Below are 19810 nucleotides of genomic sequence, written 5' to 3'. Positions count from 1 at the left end.
GCGAGCGCACGGAGCGCGGCCGGCGCCTGCCGTGCCTCATGGACGCAGAACCCGACCCCCGCAGCACGCCGACGCGCCAGTTCGGTGCATGCCAGTGCTGAAGTTCGATCGGAAGGATGTTTGATGGTCGAGACGATAGCGCTGGTACTCGGCGGGCTGGTCGTGGTGATGGCGGCCAACGCCGTGGCGCAGCGCAGCGGCCTACCGGCTTCGGTACTGCTGGTCGTCGCCGGCATCGCCTACGGCTTCCTCCCGGGTATGAATCTCCCGCTCGACCCGCACGTCGTGCTCTACGTCGTCATTCCCCCGCTGCTGTACGCCGCTGCCCTGGAGTCGAGCCTGACCGCACTGCGCAACAACGCGCGCACGGTCATCGGCCTGTCGGTGGGCCTGGTGCTGGCCACCGCGCTCATTGTCGGAGCCGGGCTCAACGCGGTCGTGGCCACCATTCCGTTGGCGGTGGGGATCGCGATCGGCGCTGCGGTCGCCCCACCGGACCCGGTGGCGGCGCTGTCGATCGGCCGGCGCGCTGGCCTGTCCCCACGGCTGATAACCCTGGTGGAAGGGGAAGGGCTGCTCAATGACGCCACCGCCCTGACCATCCTGCAGGTCGCGGTTGCCGCGGCAGTGAGTGGTTCCTTCTCCGTGGGCCATGCGGTCGGCCAGTTCCTGCTCGTCGCGGCCGGCGGGCTGGCCTGTGGCGCGATCGCGGCGCTCCTCATCGCCCGCGTCCGGGCCCTGATCACGGATCCACTGATCGACAACGTGCTGTCCCTGGCCACCCCGTTCGCCGTCTACCTGGTGGCCGAGGAGCTGCACACCTCGGGCGTACTGGCCGTCGTCGTGGCTGGCCTGTGGCTTGGCCACCGTAGCCCGTCACTGCAGTCCAGCCGCGCCCGACTGCAGACGCGCGCCGTCTGGCACCTGGTGGAGTTCCTGCTCGAGGGCTACGTGTTCGTGCTCATCGGCCAGCAACTGCCAGCGGTGATTCGCGGCCTGAGCGCCTACTCCACCGGCACCATCGTCTCCGCGGCCGCCGTGACCGTCGGCATCGTGCTGCTCGTACGACCGCTGTGGCTGCTGGTCAGCGCACACCTGCCCGCCAGGATGCACGCCCGACTCGGTGGCGATCCACAAGGCGGCAACCCACCGCTGTCCGGACGTGAACTGCTCGCGCTGAGCTGGGCCGGTACCCGAGGTGTGATCACCCTGGCCGCGGCGTTCACGCTGCCCGCCACCACCCCTGCCCGCGACCTGCTGCTGTTCTGCGCCTACCTGGTCGTTCTGGTCACCCTGATCGGCCAGGGCCTGACCTTCGCTCCGCTGGTACGCCGCCTGAACCTGCCCGGAACCCAGGTGACCCGGGCGCTGACACGCAACCAGGCCCGAGCAGCCGCGGTGCGAGCTGCCCTGGAGCGGCTGACGGAGCTGTCCGACGCCGACCCCGAGCTGCAACCGGTGATCACGCCACTGCGCCGCGCCGCGGAGGCCCGCCACAAGCGATACACCGACCGGGTGACACTGTTGTCCTCGATCGAGGACGAGACCCTACCCGTGAACGGCCACTACCACGCCGCGCTCCACGCACGACGCGAGATGATCGCCGCCGAGCGGGAGGAACTGCTCGCCTGGCGCGACGCGGGCCGGCTCTCCGACGCTGACATGCGCATTCTGGAACGCGAACTTGACCACGAGGAGAGCATTCTTCCTGCCCCGCAGGCGTAGATCGCCCGGGCACGGGCGGGCGCCAGCCGTGCGCGACGAACCCCACATACTGGTGGCGGAGGCGGACGGGAATCGAACCCTGTGGGGCTCGTAAGTCGGTTCGGGCTACGCTGCCTGTGAATACTCGTTGATCAGCCCGCCCAGGATCGGTCGCCGTTGAACGCGGGCGGCGTCCAAGTCAACGACTTCTAGCTGCGGGTTGGGTGGCTGCTGGTCGAGCGAGCGATGTGGACGGTGGCCGTTGTAGTGGGCCAGGTACTCCCTGAGGACCGCCGCCAGATGACGCTCGCCGACGATGAGCATCCGGTCGGTGCACTCCCGGCGTACGGTGCCCACCCAGCGCTCGGCGAATGAGTTCGCCCTGGGCGCCCGCGGCAGGGTCTTGATCACGTCGATGCCCTCGGCGGTGAACACCGCGTCGAAGACCGCCGTGAATTTCGTGTCCCGGTCGCGCAGCAGGAACCGCAGATCCGCTACCCGTTGCTCGAGGTCCATCAGGAGGTTCCGCGCCTGCTGGGCCACCCAGGCACCGGTCGGATACGCCGTCACCCCGACGACGTGGACCCGGCGGGTGGCGATCTCCACGAAGAACAGGACGTAGATCCGCTGGAGGAACACGGTGTCGATGGTGAAAAAGTCGCACGCCAGGATCGTGTGCGCCTGGGTAGAGAGGAACTGTTTCCAGGTCGGCCCGGACCGCCGCGGCGCCGGGTCGACCCCAGCGTCGTGAAGAATCTTCCACACCGTGCTCGCCGCGACCCGGTAGCCCAGGCCGGCCAGTTCACCCTGGATACGCCGATGCCACCACGAGGGATTCTCGGCGGCCGGCCGCAGGACCAGTTCACGGACCTGCTTATCAACCGGTGGCCGGCCGGGCCGCGCATGCGGGTACGTCCACCGCCGGGCGACCAGCTCACGATGCCAACGAAGCAGCGTCGCCGGGGTCACGAAGAACACCGACCAGCGAGGCCGAGGCAGCAGCCGCGACAACACGGCCAGCACCACCCGGTCGGCGGGTTCGAGATCGGGGGCGGTGTACCTGGCGGCGCAGCACCGCCAGCTGATGGCGGAGCACCAGGATCTCCACATCCTTGGCCCCGCCATCTCGGGTGAGCTGCGTCAACATCTGCAGAACCTGCCGCAGCAGCAGGTACACCAAGGACGCGCTCATGGCCTCCATAGTGTCGGCCACGCCAGCGCCGAGCATGCACAAATCCGCACTTCACGCAGCCGAACGGAGTATTCGAGCCGCACACGTACAGCCGGGGCACGACATCGGCCCACACGAGGTCCCTGTCATCGAGGTCGAAGTTCGGCTTCGGGCCGCCATCCTCGACGAGCACCCCGCGCGGGGCGAGTCCCCAATGGGCCGGTGGATGCGTCACGACCGCGCCGGCCACGCTGCTGCCCGCTCGCACGGCGCCGCTCCATCGGGCGTCCTGGCGATCGCCGCGCACCACAACCGCGACGCTGGACCGGTGGGTACCGGCGATCGGGTCTTCCATCCGGTGACCTTCGGATCGACACCATGCTCGCAAGTGGACGGTGAGCGCGGGGTCACGCCCGTCCACGGTCAGGTACGCACCGGGTGGCAGCGGCGCCAACGCTCTGCGCAGCAGCAGGTGCGCGCCGCGGTCGAAGCCCAGGTCACCGAGGTCGACCCGGTGTTCCATTACGGCCGGTAACCCTGTGCAGTCAGCTCCCCACAGGCTCCGTAGAAACCGATCCGGTCAACGGCCACCGACAGCGCGTCGTACCCTCGGGTGCGCCCAGGCTCCCACGAGGTGAGCCCTTCAAGCTCGAGCAGCGGTCGAAGCGCCGGGTCGGCGAACGACATGCTCCGCAGCAGCGCGTCGAACCGGTCCACCAGCGCGGTCGGGGCGGTGTCGATGACAGTCATGTTGCAGTGGTCGTAGGGCGGGGTCTGGCCGGCGATGCGGGTGACCCCTGGCGGCAGCACGCCTTCCCTCGTCAACAGTAGATGGGTGGCGTCCAGCAGGCAGGCGGCGTCGACCTCGCCGGCCATGAGCGCGCGGGCGGCGTCCCGCTCCCCACCGACATGGTCGCCGTGCAGGCCGACGCCGATGTCGAAGCGACGCGCGGTCACGCTGACCCCCAGTTCGGCCAGATGCTGCAGCGGGATGAGGGTCGCCTGCGGCGAGTCGACCGCCCCGGTGGCGACCGTTGCGCCATCCAGATCATCGAGCTTGTCGATGGCGGAGTCGGCGCGTACGACGAACACCGACGTGAGATCCCGGTCGCTGTCGCGCATGACCAGCGGCCGCACGTGCCGACCGCGCGCGGATGCGTATCGATGGGCGCGTACCCAGGCCAGCGGTGAGTTCCAGGCGGCGTGGATGTGTCCGGCGACCAGATCCTCGACCTGGCGCTCGTAGTTGGAGTAGAGCGCAAAATCGAACGGCAGGTCATGTTCGCGTAGCCAGTGCCGAAAGCCGGTCCAGATGGTGACGACCTTGGCGTCGTAGCAGACCGCGCCCATGACCAGTTCCGCACTCATGAGCCACCGTCCAGCAACGGCATACCCAGACAGACCCGTGCGACGAAGTCCGTCAGCTGGTCGGTGGTGGGCGCCATGACGCGAGCAGCTCGGGCGTCACGGAACCGCCGTTCGATCCCGAGTTCCTTGCGGAACGCGGACCCACCACATGTCTTCATCGCAAGGTCGGTGACCTCGATCGCGGCTTCGGCGGCGACGGCCTTGGCCTCCAGCAGCCGGAGCATCTGGTCGGCGCGCGAGGTCGTCAGCGCTGTCAGCGTGTCGGCAAGGAGTGCGTGCGCGGTGTCCGTCCTCATGCGCATCCGGCCGATGTCACCGCGGATACCCGGCTGGTCGGCCAGCATCTGATCGAGATGCTCCAGGCGTGCGCCCGTCAGGTGCCCGACCGCCTCACGAACCGTAGCCTCGGCCAGACCGACACTGAACGCGGCGTTGAGCACAAGGAACCAGGGCAGGATCAACGTCATCGCAAGATCCAAGCCCGTCCCGTCGGCACCGAGCATCGCCGAGCGAGGAAGCCGAGCCGCCTCCGCCCGAACCGGGCGGGAGCCGTTACCCCGAAGGCCCAGCCCGTCGAATGGACCGGCCACCGATAGACCTGCGGTGCCCGATGGGGCGAGCCACAGCGTCATCGGGCCTTCGGCCGCTAATGGGCGGCTGGACCAAACATAGCTGTCGGCCTGGCCGGCAGAGGTCACCCAACTCTTGCGAGCCGACATTGTCACGTCCTGGCCTGCGGCGACGGCCGTGCCCAATGGAGCCCAGAAATGACTGCGCGACCCGGCCTCGGAGAACGCCAGCGTGGTTAGATGCCGCCCGGCGGCGATCTGCGCCAGCACCTCCCTCGATCCGTGCGCAGCGATGACCGGCACCGCCGCGAAATGCATCATCACCACCATCGCCGTCGAGCCGCACACCTCGGCAAGCCGCTCCACGATGTCGACGGCATCCTCCAGCCCACGACCACCACCTCCGGCTGCCGTGGGTACGGTCACCCCGAGAACGCCCGCGGCGCCGAGCGCGTCGATCGCCTTGGTAGGAAACTGACCGTCGCGGTCCACGCAGGTGGCCAGCGGCACCACGACGTCGGCGATGACCTCGTCGAGCGCCTGGCGCAACCGATCAATCACCACGTACTCCCTTCCTGGTGCGGACCAGTGTCAACAAACACGGACGGCAACACCAGGTCCCCTGCACGGCGACCTATGGGATCGGTGCTGCGGTGGGGCGACGTGAAGCGAAACGGATCCCGACCATGGAATCGCGCCGATGGCGATTGGCGAGTTTGACGGCGTGGGCGCTAGCCGCTAGCTGACTGGTGCCGGCAAGGGTCTGGTTTGTACGGTCCTTCACCGGGGACGGCGGAACAGCCAACCTGGTCCCCACTCGGCGGTCAGCCTAACGCCGAAGGCAGCCAGGTGCATCTGGACGACCTTCTCCTTGAAGATCCTCGGCTTCTTCACCGGATAGGGCGCCGCCCCACATAGGGCATCCGACTGATCTTCAACTAGGGAGCGCACGTGCGGCCAATTGCGACCCCAGAATCGGGCCCCAGAAACGAGAAACCGCAGGCCACCGGCCTGCGGTCACGTTTGGCGCTGCTCATTAGGAAACCGTTGCTCTATCCCCTGAGCTACGAGGGCGACGGGCACTAGGGTACCTGCCAGCGACGATCAGCGGGCGGCAGGGACGGTCACCGCCGATCAGCAGCGACGGGACCGACCAGCGATCGCACACCGATCACACGGACCGCCGTGATCTTGCTCGACGATCACGGGCACGCATCGTCGCCGAGGGGCGCGCACCGTAGCTCACCGACTATTGCTGACACATCGCTCGCACGCACGTAGATCATCGATGTATTGGTGTGGTGGGGAACGGCCAGTCGGAGTTGACCTGCTGGCAGCCGACCAGCCGTCGGTGCCGGTCGTCGACGGCGGCCAGGCGACAAGCCGACGCAATCTCGATCGAGGCAGGCACATGATCAAGGTCGAGAGCACGATTGGTCCACAGAGATGATCTACCAACTAGATCGTGGGTGGCCCGGCAGTTCTCCTGGCGTTGGGACCATCTGATCCGTAGTCGGAACCGGACATACCGCTCATATAGTGCGTAACGAGTCGGTTCGTGCGTACCGTTTCGCGCTTGTCGGTGCTGCGACGCGTCTTCGCGTATCCGCTGGTCCGGGGCGTGGCGCTGCCGCGAACGCTCGGTCGCGGATCCGGCCGGGGGCAACGTCGGCGTCCGCCTGCTGGCTTGGCACCGGTTGTGCTGGTCAGGTGCCGAACATCCGAGCACCATCGAGCACCACGAGATCGACGGTACGGAGCGCAGTTCGGGTTGGTGGCTGCGCGACGCGGTCATCTGGGCCATGACCAGCCGATGCCGGTGGCGCCTTTCTGCCGGGCGCCAAGGATGAGCACCGGCACATGCGGGTCGCGCTGCTAGCCGGGGTCGGCCGTCTCCCAGTAGCCGGGAAGGTTGCGGCGCATCCGTTCGAGGGCCGCAGCGGTGCGGGCGCGGGCCCACAGGCAGCCCTGCTGGTCGTCACGCAGCACCACGTCGGGGCCGGTGAACCAGCGCACCGCCGCGCCACCGACCGGCGGGGTCGGGTAGTCGGGCAGCGCGAGCTGCTCGTAGCGCTGCTCGAGCTGTTCGGCCTCGGCGTCGTCCTGTGCCTTGGCGTCGCCGAGCTTCCCCCGGGCGTAGATCGATTCCGACAGCACCATCTCGATGCACGCCGCGGAGAACGTGCCCAGCCAGGCGTCCCAGGACTCGGCCTGCTCGTCGCGCAGGTTGAGCTTGACCATGACCGGGGGGTCGGGCTGATTCAGGTCGGCGGCCAGTACGCCCCAGTGTGCGAAGCCCTGGCTCTCCGCGCGGAAGATCAGCGCCTCGCCGGTCGGCTCCAGGTAGAGCTCGGCCGGGTCCAGCAGCGTGTCCTGGTTGCTGGTGAGATCGCGGCGCCGCCCGAACAGCCCGTACGCCTCCCGCAGCGCCGCCGGCAGCCGCACCCCCAGCCGGCGCTCGGCGGCATCCAGCTCGGCGTCGCTCCAGCCGTCGCCGTCGGCCAACGGGGTCAGCCAGCTGGCGGCGAAGTCCCGGATGAAGCGCCACGCCGCCTGCCGGTCGGTCAGGCCGGCGGCCAGTTCCCGGGCGAGGTCGAATCCGCCCCGCATCCTGCCGACTCTACCCGCGCGGCCGGGTGAGCATGCGGTGCGCCGTGCGTATGCGTCAACGGCAGGGCGAGCGGTTGCGGGTGACCAGGGCGACGCGACCTGCAGCAGGTCGAGCGGGTCCGCGGCGAGTTGTAGCCGCCACGCTCGTCAGCTCGTGCATGACAGTGCCGGCCAGCCGCCCACATGATGGCGTGATCATCGGGTCACGCAGTGAGCGCCGGCGTTTCGTCGTTGTCGCGGGTTTTCGTCGAGCGGGCCAGCAGCGGGATCTGGCCGCCGGCGAGCACCATCTCCACCTGGCGCGGCGAGAGCCCGTGGCGCACCGGGTACTGCTCGTGCGTTCGAGAGTTGGTCACGGCGAGCTGTCGAGTGTCCGCAAGCGCGTCCCGTAGCCCGTCGATCACCAGCGTGTCACCCGGGTCGATGCGGTCGTAATCGCGTTCGTCGGCGAACTCGAGCGCGAGGACGCCGAAGTTGGCCAGGTTCTGCCAGTGGATGCGGGCGAACGACTTGGCCAGGACGGCGTGCAGGCCCAGGTAGCGCGGGGTGATCGCGGCGTGCTCGCGGGAGGAGCCCTGGCCGTAGTTGTGCCCGCCGACGATCAGGTGCCCGCTGCCGCCTTTGCACCCCTGCGCCCTGCGTGGGTAGTCCGCGTCGACGTGGGTGAAGGTGAACTCGGCGAGCTTGGGGATGTTCGAGCGCAGCGGCAGCGCCCGGGTACCGGCGGGAGAGATTTCGTCGGTGGACACGTTGTCGCCCACCTTAAGCAGTACCGGCGCTGCTATCCGGTCGGGCAGTTCGGGGAAGTCCGGCAGCGAGCAGATGTTGGGCCCTTTTACCAGGTCCTCCATGCTGGCCTGCTCGGGCGGCAGGGGCGCGACCAGCATCGCGGTGTTCACTGACGCTTTCTGCGGCAACGCAAGCTGCGGGTAGGCCAGGCCGAGCTTCGCGGCCAGGTCACGCGGGTCGGTGATCACTCCGGTGAGCGCGGACGCCGCCGCGGTCTCCGGTGAGCACAGCCAGACCGCGTCTTCCTTGGTGCCGGAGCGGCCAGGGAAGTTGCGCGGGAAGGTGCGCAGCGAGTTGTGCCCGGGCGCGGGGGCCTGGCCCATTCCGATGCAGCCCATGCATCCGGCCTGGTGGATACGGGCACCGGCCGCGATGAGGTCGAACGTGGCGCCCATGCGGGTCAGGTCGGCGAAGATCTGCCGAGACGACGGGTTGACGTCGAAGCTGACCGCGTCGCTGGTCTGACGCCCTTTGAGCATCGCGGCGGCGATCGCGTAGTCGCGTAGCCCGGGGTTCGCCGAGGAGCCGATCACGACCTGGCTGACCTCGCACCCGGCGACCTCGCGCACCGCCACCACGTTGCCGGGCGAGGACGGCCTGGCGATGAGCGGCTCAAGCGTGGACAGGTCGATGTCGTCGGTGACGTCGTAGCCGGCGTCGGCGGCGGCGGTCACTTCGGTGAAGTCGTCATCTCGGTCCTCGCAGTGGAGGAAGGCGCGCACCGCGTCGTCGGCGGGGAACACTGTCGTGGTCGCGCCGAGTTCGGCCCCCATGTTGGCGATGACGTGCCGGTCCATCGCCGACAGGTGGGCCAGTCCCGGGCCGTGGTACTCGATGATCCGGTCCAGGCCGCCCGTGACGCCGTGGCGGCGCAGCAGCTCCAGGATCACGTCCTTGGCTGAGCACCACGGCGGCAGCTCACCGGTGAGCCGGATGCCCCAGATGTGTGGCATCCGGATGTGCAGTGGCTGGCCGGCGATGGCCAGCGCCACTTCCAGTCCGCCGACGCCGATGGCCAGCATGCCCAGTGAGCCGGCGGCGCAGGTGTGTGAGTCCGACCCGGCCATGGTTTTGCCGGGCTTGCCGAAGCGCTGCATGTGGGTGGGGTGGGAGACGCCGTTGCCCGGCTTGGAAAACCACAGGCCGAAGCGGCGGGCCGCGGACCGGAGGAACAGGTGGTCCTCGGCGTTCTTCTCGTCGGCTTGGAGCAGGTTGTGGTCGACGTACTGCACGCTGACCTCGGTGCGGGCCCGGTCCAGGCCCAGCGCCTCCAACTCCAGCATGACCAGGGTGCCGGTGGCGTCCTGGGTCAGGGTCTGGTCGACCCGGATGCCGATCTCCTGGCCGGCGACCATCTCGCCGCTGACCAGATGTGCCGCGATGAGCTGTTGAGCAACGCTGCGTCCCATCCCGCTGCCCTCCTCCGGACGACGCGGTCTGTCACTATCCATGCTCGATGCGTAACGCGCTCAGTGCCACCGCAAGCGCGCCTCCTCGGTACCCTCAGCGCCTACCGGCGTTACCTGGATCTCTGCCGGCAGTCCTGGGGAGTGCGGGGAAATGGACGGTGTGCGACGCGCGACCGCCGTCAGCGGTGTTTAGCCACCGTGAGTAGCACCGCGGCGTCTTCCAACGCCTCCAGGGTGTGCCGGGCGGCCGGCACGACGATGAGGTCTCCCGGCGAGCCCTCCCAGGAGGCGTCAGCCGTGGCCAGGCGCACCCGGCCGTGTAGCACGTGCACGGTGGCCTCTCCCGGGTTCTCGTGCTCATCGAGCCTGCGACCCGCGGTGAACGCCATGACGGTCTGGCGCAGCACGTGTTCGTGGCCGCCGTACACGGTGTGGGCACTGCGGCCGCTGGATTCCTGCCTGGCAGTTTCGAGGTGCTGGCGAGCGAGAGCGGTCAGTGACAACTTCTCCATGGTTGAACCTTTCCGCAAGCCGCAGTCCGGGTTACGAGGTGGCGCCGCCCAGGTTCAAATGGCGATGAAGTTGTGGAACTGCTGGTTGTCCTCGCACCAGCCGCAGCCGCTTCACCATCTTGAAGCTGTCCAGCGTAGGCGCAGCGGGGACACCGTGCACGATCGGCAGCGAACTGCCGCATCGCGTCGGCCAGCAGCGCATCGCCGTGGTGCGGCGTTCGGCGGTGACATGGCATGGCCCGAGCGGACCTGTCAAAACGGCTCCGAATTTGGTCCGTACCGGGACCGGTCGAATATGGGCGCACCCGCCGAGCAGTGCACTCGAAGGGACCGACACATCGGGATCCCGCCACGAACCAACCATTGCCCGACCACGGTGCCTGCTACAGGGCCGAACGTCCCGCTCCTGAACATTCGGCATCCCCGCCGGGCACGGCGTTCCCGCCGCGCAGGTCATATGTGCCCACCAAGGCGTAGCGCATCCGGCTGTTGCGGCCGGGCCGGCTGCGGAGGTGCCATCGCCTTCCGGTCCCGATGTCGGCCGGCGCCGACGTCATCTGGTTGGCGCCCCGTAGCCTGACCAGTCCGACCCCACGACCCTGACCGGGATGTACGGCGGGCAGGCGGCTGAGGGGGCCAGCGCCGAGTCGATTTGGCCCAGGCGCCGTGATGGGCTGAGAGGCTGCCAGTGCTGGGTTGGGCTTCAGTTGCGGGTGGCAGTGACGTCGAGGATGACATTGAGGTAGCGGCTGGTGATGGCTCTGGCTTTGGTGAGACCGAATGCGTAGCGGTCGATGAGGGCGGTGGCCTGCGCGCGCAGCTCGCCGTCTCGGGTCTGGATGTGCTCGATGGTGAGTTCGACCGGGTGGGTGGTGGCGCGGACGGTGAGGTCGCCGTGCAGTACCCATTCGCTGCCATAGCGGCGCAGACCGTGCGAGGTGAAGGTGATGTCGGGGTGGTGGGCGGTGTCGAGGAACTTCGCCGAGCGCACGGCCGCGTCGCGTCGACGGTTGAGGGTGCTGAAGCTCGCCGCGTCGATGGTCGCGGTCGCGCGCGACGCGGTTACCGGTGAGGCGATGACGATGTGGCCGCAGCGGACAGCGAACGTGCCGGCCACGTTGGTGAGGCCGAAGAGGTGGTTGGTCTGGAACCCGACCGTGGAGCGGGCAGCCGCGATGCGGTAGGTGCCTGTTGCGGGGGTGGGCGGCGTTGACCGGATCATGGTCGTCTCCGGATAGGTGCCACAGCGGTAGGAGTGGGCACGTCCGTTGGTCCCGTCGAGGATGGCGCGAGCGGGTGACCACGCCGTCGGTATCTCGCCTCCGTCGGTACCCGGAACACGCACCAACATGGGACAGTCTGCACGTGATCCGGCTTATGGCAGAAGACCAGCAACTCACGCTCACCGACCAGCAGGCAGATCGAATCAGGTTGTGGCTCCTGGCGCTCATCCCCGCAACCGGATGCAAGATCACGGCAGGGCCCAGGGCGGAAATCGTCATCCCTGATCACGAGCCGGAGGAGCTGACGCCCAGCCTCTTGAGACGTGTCGAAGAGATCGCGGGCGGCAGGTTCCGGTCGACCGACACGACCACATGATCGTCCGGTCGGACCGACGCGCGGGCTACTACGCCCCGGCCGGGCGGCATGCGGAGCAGCCGCGATTTCCTGTCATCGGGGTGCGGGTGAGAAACGTGGCGGCGCGGCCGAGAATGCTTCCCCGCCGAACGAGATCAGCGCAGGACAGTGTTAGCCAGGGCGTTGCGCCTGTACCGCGTCACGGCGGGTCCGTGCTGCAGGTCGCCGCAGCCCGGCTCCCGCTCCAGTGGCACGCGGCCGGCTCGCACGTGTCACCGGACGCCCGGCTCGGCGTGGTCGCCGGCCGAGGGTTGCGCAACCTTCCGGGCGGCGTCCTCGAGTTGGGTGATGCGCCGGCGGGCCACGTCGAGCTGATCTTCGGCGCGTACCACCCGGCAGGCCGCAGCGAGGGCCATGCCTTCGTCAACCAGCTCGCGGGCCCGGCCCGCCAGCTCCAACTGGTGACGGGAGTAGCGCCGGTGCCCACCGCCGGAGCGGTGCGGCGTGAGCAGTCCCGCCTCGCCGAGACCGCGCAGAAAGCTGGGCGTGACACCGAGTATCTCGGCGGCGGCACCCATGCTGTAGGCGGGGTGGTGCACGTCATCGAACTTGCCGGCCGACGCCGGCTTGGTGTCAGCCAAGTATCACCTTCCTCAACGCGATCAGGGGCCCCGGCGCGAGATGAACAGCGCCGGGGCCCAACGGAGGTAAAACACCATCTATTGACTTCACAATGCGCTCACGACACGCCTCACTACAGAAGTGACGGTGAAGCGGAGCGCCTGCGGGCGCCTCCCGCACGATCAAGGACGCGGGTACCGAATACACAGTCGCGCCGACCGCAACGGTCGAGGCCGCACCGCTGCAATATCGATGTCTGACCTCCTTCCTCAAACCCATCCGATGCCCAAACTCGGCAGTGCTCATCTGAGGCGGTCCGGCCCCGACGATCAGGCCTTTCCGCCACCGGGCCAGCGACCCCATCACATCGATGCGACAAAGCCAACGCTGCCGACCCGACGGGCCAACCGGCGCACCGCTCGCGCGACCGGCTTCCCGTTCGGCGTTCACCGTCGAACCCCTTCATCAACTCTAGATAAGTTAGCCGACCCGAGACCTGATTTCTAGTCCCGTCAGGACATATTTTCTGGGACGGCGGATGGAGCAGGCCCCCACTGCCTCGCCGGTACCCGAATGGGTGACGACCGGCCCGTACTCGGCACCGACACCGCAGCCACCCGGCCGGCTGGATCGCCGACGCGACCGCGACCTGGGCGCGGCCAGAGGTGCCCGTCGACACCAGCCGGGTACCCACACCGGCGCAGTGCGCCGCCCGGTAGGGCCCCAACGTCGGCGCACGCGACAAGACGCGGTGGCGACTGCCGTACGGGAACTGTCACCCGACCCGAGGAACCTCGCCCTCGACGCGCTCGACCGCGACCTGATCGGGCACGTATCGACCGAGCCCGCCGACATGCTGATCGCGACCAGCATGTCGGTCGGGCAGGTGCGCGCCACGCCGGGACGACATCACATGCTTCGGCCGTGGTACGACGGCACCGGGGACACTGGCCGTGCGGCACATCCACCCGGACAGGCATGCGCGCGGCGTCGCGGACAAGGCGGTCTGCCCGAATGCGTTCAACGCCGGCCCAGTCAGGCGTCTGCCTCTCGTTCATGATCCATGGTTGCCCGATCACTACCGACCACGTTTCCAAGATCCTTGTGGTTAGCCTGTTCACACCCAGTGCTATACGGTCAACCAGTGAGAATCGAGCGCCACTGGTGGAACGGAAACCGGAGTTCGCGGGGGCGTCGTGACGTCTACATCCGCACTGACGGCCAGCGATGGGAAGTCGAGGCGCAGACCGGCGGCGCCGCGGGCCGGTCGAAGGTACACCCCTGTCCGAGTCGGTCGTCGGCGGAGATCCTCGCCGACGCATGGCTGGGTGGTCGTCCGGAGTGGCGGGAACTGGTGCCCTGACGGCGAACGTCAGGAGCATTCCCGGCACACCTCCTGACCGTCTGGCTGGGCGGCGAGCTGACTGCGGTGGTGGATCAGGAAGCAGCGGGTGCATCGGAACTCGTCTGGCTGCATCGGCACGACCGTCACGGTCAGTTCCTCGCCGGACAGGTCGGCGCCGGGCAACTCGAAGGTCTCGGCCGCCTCGGCCTCGTCGAGGTCGACTCTCGGTGACCGCTCCGCAGTGCTGCGCGCCTTGAGTTCCTCGAGTCCGTCGTCGTCAACCTCAACAGCGGGTCGGCGCGGTGCGTCGTAGTCGATGGGCTTGCTCATTGTGGTGGCCTCTCGCCTTGGTCCGTGGTGTATCGCGGCCGATCGGTCACCGCGCTGGAAGGGTAGCGCCGGCCGTCGGAGGGGAGTACGCCGCTCGCAGTGATCGCCGTCTCGACGGAGAAGGAATCGACACTCCTCCGGCCGTGCCCGGTTCCGAAGCCACCAGGAGACGGCCACCCGGATCGGTCGTTGCCATCCGGCGCCCTCCGGTAAAGCGGCAAACCGTCAGCGGTCAAAGTTGAGGCTCAGCGGATGGCGGATATTCGCCGCGCACCCGGACGACCCCCAGGCCCGTTCCAGCCGGTAGATCGTCAACCTGTCCAAGACGGCGCGCCGCCGTCGACCGGCGTGGCGGCACCGCTGGTGGATGACGATGCGGTGGTTACGCCATCCTGGCGACGTAGACCGTGTTGGTTGCCCGGCGCTGCTGCAGCGGGTTGTGGAAGCTGACGACGTGTGCTTGTGGGGCGGCGAATACCTCCGCGAGCACGGCGGTGAAGTCCTCATCGGGCGGATCATTCGACCAGAGAGCGAAGACTCCACCGGGATGCAGGTGGTCGGTGAGACCACACAGGCCCTGCGGTGTGTAGAACGCGGCGTGGCTCGGGTGCAGGAGGTGGCGCGGGGTGTGGTCGATGTCCACCAGGACGACGTGGAATCGCCGCCCCGGCTCGTCGCGGTCGAATCCCTCAGCGCTGTCGGCCATGGCGAAGAAGTCGCCCTGGATGAGGCGGGTTCGCGGATCCGAGGTCAGATCGGCGGCGAACGGCAGCAGCCCCTGTCGGTGCCACTCGATCACCTCGTCGAGGGCTTCCACCACGGCCAGCGAGCGCACGCGCCGGTCCGCCAGCACCGTCCGGGCGGTGTAGCCGAGGCCAAGGCCACCGACGACGACATCGAGGTCAGCTCCTGCCGCGTCGGCCAGGCCAAGTCGGGCGAGCTCGACCTCGGCCACGGTGAACAGACTGGACATGAGGAACTCATCGTCGAGCTTGGCCTCGTACACCTCGACCTTGAGCGATGGATCGAGTCTTCGCCGCAGACTGATGGCGCCCATCGGCGTTTCGCGCCAGGCAAGCTCCACGAAGCGCGAGGTCATCCGGCACATCCTTTCCATACTGTGAGGCAGGCGGCGCGCAGGAAGCGCGGACCCGCCACGGACACGGCAGAGCGCCGCATGCGGACGCCACTTCGGCTCCGCGAACCCGCAGAATAAGAGCTCTGCAGCCGGCGCCGCCGATACAGGACCGGCCCATCGGGCACCGGTTCGGCGGCGGACGGGCCGAGGCCCGGTCGGTCAGCGGCCCGCCTCGGCCTGGTACCGGTCGACGATCTCCTGCTTGATGCGTCCCCGGTCGGACACCACGATTCCCTTACCCTGTGCCCATTCGCGGATGGCCCGACTCTGGTAACGGTCCACAAGGGCGGCATATGCAACGGTCTCGTCCGCTTCGCCGCCGTCGATGTCATCGACCAGCACATGGATCGTCTGCTTAACCATCAAAGTCGTTCGTTCCCACAATTGCATTGACCGTCGAGCAACATTAGCCGGCAGTCGTAAGCACGCAAAAATATGGCGAACACAGTCTGCGGTGCAGGCAACCCCGGATTGCTCTTTCCAATGAGCTCATCAGCATTTTCTGGCGCCCTCGTAACCGGCAAAGGCGCGTCAACCGCATCGCAGCCGAACCATGAGCAACTCAAAATGCTCCGGATAGCATCGATCCCCGCACCAAAAAGGGTGCGGGGATCGAGCACCGCCCGATACTGCCAGGTCGACCGCCCCGGCACTCCGGTCGCTCACCGGTGCCGCTCGACCATCCCGGCGAACACGCCGGGACCCTGCGGCAGCCCGATCTTAAGTCAGATGACGCGGACGTTCTCCGCCTGCGGGCCCTTCTGGCCCTGCGTGACGTCGAACTCGACCCGCTGGTTCTCCTCCAGCGAACGGAAACCGCCGGACTGAATAGCAGAGAAGTGAACGAACACGTCGTCACCGCCCCCGTCCTGGGCGATGAAGCCGAAACCCTTGTCGCCGTTGAACCACTTCACAGTGCCCTGAGCCACTACAACTCCTTGATAAGGCGCGAAAATCTGCGAACGCAGATCCGCCGCCATCTTGGTCACGCGGGCCCCATCACCTGACCCCACTGACGGCATCAATAAACCATGCGACCCGTCAAGCGGTTCAGATACAGCGACCCACCGACCCCCAAAAAACAAACTTCACTCACCCTAGCAATAACTCGACGACTTTCATAGCGAAGCCGTACCCCACCGCCACCAACAACCACTCACCGCCCGCCACGCTCGACCTTCCAGTCGCGCCCCAGACAGCCTGTAGGACTCCAGAACCCGCTGTGCGCAGCGGCCGAGCAGACACTGAGACCAAGGCGACCGAAGTACCCGTACGGGTATTCAGCCGGCTCGGGTACACTTTGATCTACGGCTCGCACAGTTCTGCCTCGAGCCGTTTCGTTGTCGACCACCACGCGCCGCGACCGTTCGGGTCTGCGCCGGGCAGGACGACCCTTCCACGTTCGGAGACTTCATGGCGGCCCGCCGCCCTCACCACACATCCTCAGCTGAATCCATGACCTTCGCCGACCTCGGCGTGCCCGCCACGCTCACCCGGGTGCTCGCCGCCGACGGCGTTACCAAACCGTTCCCCATCCAGGCGGCGACCCTGCCCGACGCCCTAGCAGGGCGCGACGTGCTCGGCCGGGGCCGAACCGGCTCGGGCAAGACCTACGCGTTCGTCCTCCCCGTGCTGACCAGACTGGCGGCCAGCGGCTCGCCGCGACGGCCCGGCCGCCCGCGGGCGCTGATCCTCGCACCCACCCGCGAGCTGGCCACCCAGATCTCGGCGTCGATCGCGCCACTGGCCCAAGCCCTGTCACTGCGGACGCTGACCATCTTCGGCGGGGTCGGCGCCAACCCGCAGATCGCCGGCCTGCGCCAGGGCGTGGACGTTCTCGTGGCCTGTCCCGGCCGGCTCGCCGACCACGTCAAGTCCGGCCACGCGCATCTCGACGCCGTCGAGATCACCGTGCTCGACGAGGCCGACCACATGGCCGACCTCGGCTTCCTTCCCGTCGTCCGGCGGCTGCTCGAGCAGACTCCACGCTCCGGGCAGCGGCTGCTGTTCTCGGCGACACTGGATGCCGGGGTCGACGTCCTGGTGCGACGGTTCCTCACCGACCCGGTCACCCACAGCGTCGACTCGGCGCAGTCACCGGTCGCGGCGATGTCGCATCACGTGCTGCACGTACACGACGACGACCGGTTCCCCGTGCTGGTCGACCTCGCCTCGGCGCCGGGTCGCACGGTGGTGTTCACCCGTACCAAACGGGGCGCGAAGACCCTGACGCGCCGGCTGATCGCCGCCGGGGTACCGGCTGTCGAACTGCACGGCAACCTCGCCCAGAACGCGCGTACCCGCAATCTGCTCGCCTTCTCCGACGGTTCCGCGAACACGCTGGTGGCCACCGACATCGCCGCCCGCGGCATCCACGTCGACGATGTGAGCCTCGTCATCCACGCCGATCCCCCCGTCGAACACAAGGCGTACCTGCACCGCTCCGGTCGAACGGCCCGCGCCGGCGCCGAGGGCACGGTGGTCACGCTCATGACCGACGACCAGGTTCCCGAGGTACGCGACCTGATCCGGAAAGCGGGCATCGTGGCGACCACCACGCGTCTGCGACCCGGGAACCCGCTGCTGACCGAACTCGCCCCCGGCGAGCGCTCGTTCGTCAAGCCGCCGGCGGGCGCACCGGTTGCGACCGACACCGCAGGGCCCGGCCGTACGGATCGGCACGCCGCGCGGCGCCGGTCGTCGACCCACACCGCGTCCGGGTCGGTCCCGCGGGCGTCGTCATCGCGGTCGGGTTCCCGAGATGGCGCCGTCACGGCGGCGGCACCGGCCGGGCCGGGTGGCGCGGCGGCCTTCTCCGCTCGGACGCGCGCCGGCAGCCGCCGGGGCGGACGCTGATGTGGAGACCCGCTCCGCTGTCCGGGGGTGTGAGCGATGTCGGCGCGGCAGGCCGCGTCACGGTAGGAGGGTCATCGACAGGAGTCCGGCGAGCGTCGGTCCGAAACCAGGAGGACGACCATGACGCCGAACGCTGCTGACGCCTCGACCACCTTCGCCGATCTGGCGCTGCGCCCTGAGCTCCTGCGCGCCCTCTCCGGTCTCGGCTATGAAGAACCCACGCCGATCCAGCGCGAAGCGATCCCCCCGCTACTCGGCGGACGCGACCTGCTCGGGCAGGCCGCGACGGGGACGGGAAAGACGGCGGCTTTCGCCCTGCCGGTACTCCAGCGGATGACCGGCCTCGGCGAGAACGCGCAGCCGACGGCGCTGATCCTCGTACCCACCCGTGAGCTCGCCGTCCAGGTCTCGGAAGCGTTCCACCGCTACGGCCGTGATCTGGGCGTACGTGTCCTGCCGATCTACGGCGGGCAGCCGATCGGCCGGCAACTGCGGGCGCTCGAGGGCGGGGTCGACGTCGTGGTGGCCACGCCCGGGCGAGCGCTCGACCACATCGCCCGCGGGACACTCCGGTTGCAGAGCCTCAAGACCGTCGTGCTCGACGAGGCGGACGAGATGCTCGACATGGGGTTCAGCGAGGACATCGAGGCGATCCTGCAGGAGACCCCCGAGGATCGTCAGACGGTCCTGTTCTCGGCGACGATGCCGAAGCGCATCGACGGGCTGGCCCGCCGCCACCTGCAGGACCCGGTCCGGATCCAGATCGGGCGGGAAATGCCCGCTCCGGGCGAGGCGCCGTTGGTGCGTCAGAGCGCCTACCTGGTTCCGCGGTCGCACAAGCCGGCGGCGCTCGGGCGGGTTCTGGACATTGAGGCGCCTACCGCGGCGATCGTGTTCTGCCGTACGCGTGAGGAGGTCGACCGGCTCGCGGAGACGATGAACGGACGCGGGTACCGCGCCGAGGCTCTGCACGGCGGGATGAGCCAGGAGCAGCGAGACCGGGTGATGAGCCGGCTGCGCGGCGGAACGGCAGATCTGCTCGTCGCCACCGATGTGGCCGCCCGCGGGCTGGACATCGAGCAGCTCACCCACGTGGTCAACTACGACGTCCCGTCCGCGCCCGAGTCGTACGTGCACCGGATCGGCCGAGTCGGCAGGGCCGGCCGCGAGGGTGTGGCGATCACCCTCGCGGAGCCACGAGAGCACCGCATGCTCAAGACCATCGAGCGGGTGACCAAACAGCGGATCACCGTCGAGAAGGTACCCACCATCGCCGACATGCGTGCCCGGAAGCTGGAATTGACCCGTGCGGCGCTGCAGGAAAGCCTCCTGGAGGATGGCCTCGAGCGCTTCCGGGTCGTGGTGGAGAGTCTCGCCGACGAGTTCGATCTCATGGAGATCGCACTGGCCGCGGTGAAACTCGCGCACGAGGCCACCGGCGGGGCGGCCGACGAGGACGAGATTCCGGAGGTCGGTTCGGCCACCAGTCGGGAGATGCGGGGTGGCCGGGATTCCGGTAACCGCGACGACCGGCGGGGACGTGCGTCCGCGGAAGGGATGACCCGTCTGTTCGTCGGCGTCGGACGCCGGGCCGGAATCCGGCCGCAGGATCTGGTCGGCGCGATCATCGGTGAGGCCCGCCTGAGCACACGCGAGATCGGGCTGATCGAGATCGCCGACCGCTTCTCGCTCGTGGAGGTCCCCGAGTCCGCAGCCAACGACGTGATCGCCGCCCTGCGTGCAAGCACGATCAAGGGAAAGAGAGCGACGGTACGTCGGGAGCGCGGCGGGGCTCGCTAGCCGTTGGGCA

The 19810-nt window shown here is 68.4% G+C and carries 18 protein-coding genes; 6 read left to right on the top strand and 12 right to left on the bottom strand.

Annotation, left to right across the window (positions count from 1 at the left end):
- Positions 1–123: 123 nt before the first annotated feature.
- Positions 124–1725, top strand: a complete 1602-nt coding sequence (locus HC028_RS09160; protein WP_168075262.1) for a cation:proton antiporter — start codon at positions 124–126, stop codon at positions 1723–1725.
- A gap of 105 nt (positions 1726–1830) precedes the next feature.
- Here HC028_RS09160 and HC028_RS09155 read toward each other — a convergent pair whose 3' ends face one another.
- A complete protein-coding gene (locus tag HC028_RS09155; RefSeq protein ID WP_239075477.1) occupies positions 1831–2814 on the bottom strand; it encodes an integrase core domain-containing protein in 984 nt (327 codons plus the stop codon).
- 80 nt (positions 2815–2894) lie between these two features.
- On the opposite strand from HC028_RS09155, the gene HC028_RS09150 reads away from it, so the two are divergent.
- Positions 2895–3410: a hypothetical protein gene (locus HC028_RS09150; RefSeq protein ID WP_168075260.1), complete on the top strand. Its 516-nt coding sequence runs from the start codon at positions 2895–2897 to the stop codon at positions 3408–3410.
- On the opposite strand, the gene HC028_RS09145 is transcribed toward HC028_RS09150, so the two are convergent.
- The 6 genes from HC028_RS09145 to HC028_RS09120 all read right to left on the bottom strand — a co-directional run bounded on the left by HC028_RS09145 (position 3398) and on the right by HC028_RS09120 (position 11483).
- Positions 3398–4243 carry a phosphate/phosphite/phosphonate ABC transporter substrate-binding protein gene (locus HC028_RS09145; RefSeq protein WP_203981330.1) on the bottom strand — a complete coding sequence of 282 codons (846 nt, stop codon included), beginning with the start codon at positions 4241–4243 and terminating at the stop codon, positions 3398–3400. The two genes, HC028_RS09150 and HC028_RS09145, sit on opposite strands and share 13 nt — an antisense overlap.
- Entirely contained in the window at positions 4240–5373 is a 1134-nt protein-coding gene (locus HC028_RS09140; protein ID WP_239075478.1) for an acyl-CoA dehydrogenase family protein, read from the bottom strand. The genes HC028_RS09145 and HC028_RS09140 overlap by 4 nt, the downstream gene beginning before the upstream one ends.
- 1314 nt (positions 5374–6687) lie before the next feature.
- Complete coding sequence (locus tag HC028_RS09135) at positions 6688–7422, bottom strand: SMI1/KNR4 family protein (protein ID WP_168075256.1); 735 nt, start codon at positions 7420–7422, stop codon at positions 6688–6690.
- 203 nt (positions 7423–7625) lie between these two features.
- On the bottom strand, positions 7626–9620 hold the full coding sequence (locus HC028_RS09130) for an aconitate hydratase (RefSeq protein ID WP_168075254.1): 1995 nt from the start codon (positions 9618–9620) through the stop codon (positions 7626–7628).
- 179 nt (positions 9621–9799) lie between these two features.
- On the bottom strand, positions 9800–10132 hold the full coding sequence (locus tag HC028_RS09125) for a cupin domain-containing protein (protein WP_168075252.1): 333 nt from the start codon (positions 10130–10132) through the stop codon (positions 9800–9802).
- Between the two features lie 703 nt (positions 10133–10835).
- On the bottom strand, positions 10836–11483 hold the full coding sequence (locus HC028_RS09120; RefSeq protein ID WP_168075250.1) for a YceI family protein: 648 nt from the start codon (positions 11481–11483) through the stop codon (positions 10836–10838).
- Between the two features lie 14 nt (positions 11484–11497).
- On the opposite strand from HC028_RS09120, the gene HC028_RS09115 reads away from it, so the two are divergent.
- Entirely contained in the window at positions 11498–11731 is a 234-nt protein-coding gene (locus tag HC028_RS09115) for a hypothetical protein (RefSeq protein ID WP_168075248.1), read from the top strand.
- Between the two features lie 251 nt (positions 11732–11982).
- On the opposite strand, the gene HC028_RS09110 is transcribed toward HC028_RS09115, so the two are convergent.
- Complete coding sequence (locus HC028_RS09110) at positions 11983–12351, bottom strand: helix-turn-helix domain-containing protein (protein WP_239075479.1); 369 nt, start codon at positions 12349–12351, stop codon at positions 11983–11985.
- 1124 nt (positions 12352–13475) lie between these two features.
- Between HC028_RS09110 and HC028_RS09105 the strand changes: the two genes are divergently transcribed.
- Positions 13476–13694, top strand: coding sequence for a hypothetical protein (locus HC028_RS09105; RefSeq protein WP_168075246.1), 219 nt, complete (start codon positions 13476–13478; stop codon positions 13692–13694).
- A 9-nt stretch (positions 13695–13703) separates the two neighbouring features.
- Here HC028_RS09105 and HC028_RS09100 read toward each other — a convergent pair whose 3' ends face one another.
- From HC028_RS09100 to HC028_RS09085, 4 genes are all read right to left on the bottom strand, one after another.
- Complete coding sequence (locus tag HC028_RS09100; protein ID WP_168075244.1) at positions 13704–14006, bottom strand: DUF4193 domain-containing protein; 303 nt, start codon at positions 14004–14006, stop codon at positions 13704–13706.
- Between the two features lie 382 nt (positions 14007–14388).
- Complete coding sequence (locus tag HC028_RS09095) at positions 14389–15105, bottom strand: polyamine aminopropyltransferase (protein ID WP_168075242.1); 717 nt, start codon at positions 15103–15105, stop codon at positions 14389–14391.
- A 198-nt stretch (positions 15106–15303) separates the two neighbouring features.
- Complete coding sequence (locus HC028_RS09090) at positions 15304–15507, bottom strand: Lsr2 family DNA-binding protein (protein ID WP_168075240.1); 204 nt, start codon at positions 15505–15507, stop codon at positions 15304–15306.
- Between the two features lie 362 nt (positions 15508–15869).
- Entirely contained in the window at positions 15870–16073 is a 204-nt protein-coding gene (locus tag HC028_RS09085) for a cold-shock protein (RefSeq protein ID WP_167925151.1), read from the bottom strand.
- Positions 16074–16557: 484 nt separating this feature from the next.
- Here HC028_RS09085 and HC028_RS09080 point away from each other — a divergent pair, with 484 nt between their 5' ends.
- A complete protein-coding gene (locus HC028_RS09080) occupies positions 16558–18000 on the top strand; it encodes a DEAD/DEAH box helicase (RefSeq protein ID WP_168075238.1) in 1443 nt (480 codons plus the stop codon).
- Between the two features lie 120 nt (positions 18001–18120).
- On the top strand, positions 18121–19800 hold the full coding sequence (locus tag HC028_RS09075; RefSeq protein WP_168075236.1) for a DEAD/DEAH box helicase: 1680 nt from the start codon (positions 18121–18123) through the stop codon (positions 19798–19800).
- The last annotated feature ends 10 nt before the right edge of the window (positions 19801–19810 follow it).

Source organism: Planosporangium flavigriseum, from assembly GCF_011947225.1.
Classification (GTDB): Bacteria; Actinomycetota; Actinomycetes; order Mycobacteriales; family Micromonosporaceae; genus Planosporangium; species Planosporangium flavigriseum.
This window is presented reverse-complemented; position numbering and strand designations above follow the sequence as displayed.

What these genes read in the sequence shown, in the direction of transcription:
- HC028_RS09160 (WP_168075262.1), top strand. Translation starts at nt 124, where the DNA reads ATGGTCGAGACGATAGCGCTGGTACTCGGCGGGCTGGTCGTGGTGATG.
- HC028_RS09155 (WP_239075477.1), bottom strand. Translation starts at nt 2,814, where the DNA reads ATGTGGAGATCCTGGTGCTCCGCCATCAGCTGGCGGTGCTGCGCCGCC.
- HC028_RS09150 (WP_168075260.1), top strand. Translation starts at nt 2,895, where the DNA reads ATGGCCTCCATAGTGTCGGCCACGCCAGCGCCGAGCATGCACAAATCC.
- HC028_RS09145 (WP_203981330.1), bottom strand. Translation starts at nt 4,243, where the DNA reads ATGAGTGCGGAACTGGTCATGGGCGCGGTCTGCTACGACGCCAAGGTC.
- HC028_RS09135 (WP_168075256.1), bottom strand. Translation starts at nt 7,422, where the DNA reads ATGCGGGGCGGATTCGACCTCGCCCGGGAACTGGCCGCCGGCCTGACC.
- HC028_RS09130 (WP_168075254.1), bottom strand. Translation starts at nt 9,620, where the DNA reads ATGGGACGCAGCGTTGCTCAACAGCTCATCGCGGCACATCTGGTCAGC.
- HC028_RS09125 (WP_168075252.1), bottom strand. Translation starts at nt 10,132, where the DNA reads ATGGAGAAGTTGTCACTGACCGCTCTCGCTCGCCAGCACCTCGAAACT.
- HC028_RS09120 (WP_168075250.1), bottom strand. Translation starts at nt 11,483, where the DNA reads ATGTTGGTGCGTGTTCCGGGTACCGACGGAGGCGAGATACCGACGGCG.
- HC028_RS09100 (WP_168075244.1), bottom strand. Translation starts at nt 14,006, where the DNA reads ATGAGCAAGCCCATCGACTACGACGCACCGCGCCGACCCGCTGTTGAG.
- HC028_RS09095 (WP_168075242.1), bottom strand. Translation starts at nt 15,105, where the DNA reads ATGACCTCGCGCTTCGTGGAGCTTGCCTGGCGCGAAACGCCGATGGGC.
- HC028_RS09090 (WP_168075240.1), bottom strand. Translation starts at nt 15,507, where the DNA reads ATGGTTAAGCAGACGATCCATGTGCTGGTCGATGACATCGACGGCGGC.
- HC028_RS09080 (WP_168075238.1), top strand. Translation starts at nt 16,558, where the DNA reads ATGGCGGCCCGCCGCCCTCACCACACATCCTCAGCTGAATCCATGACC.
- HC028_RS09075 (WP_168075236.1), top strand. Translation starts at nt 18,121, where the DNA reads ATGACGCCGAACGCTGCTGACGCCTCGACCACCTTCGCCGATCTGGCG.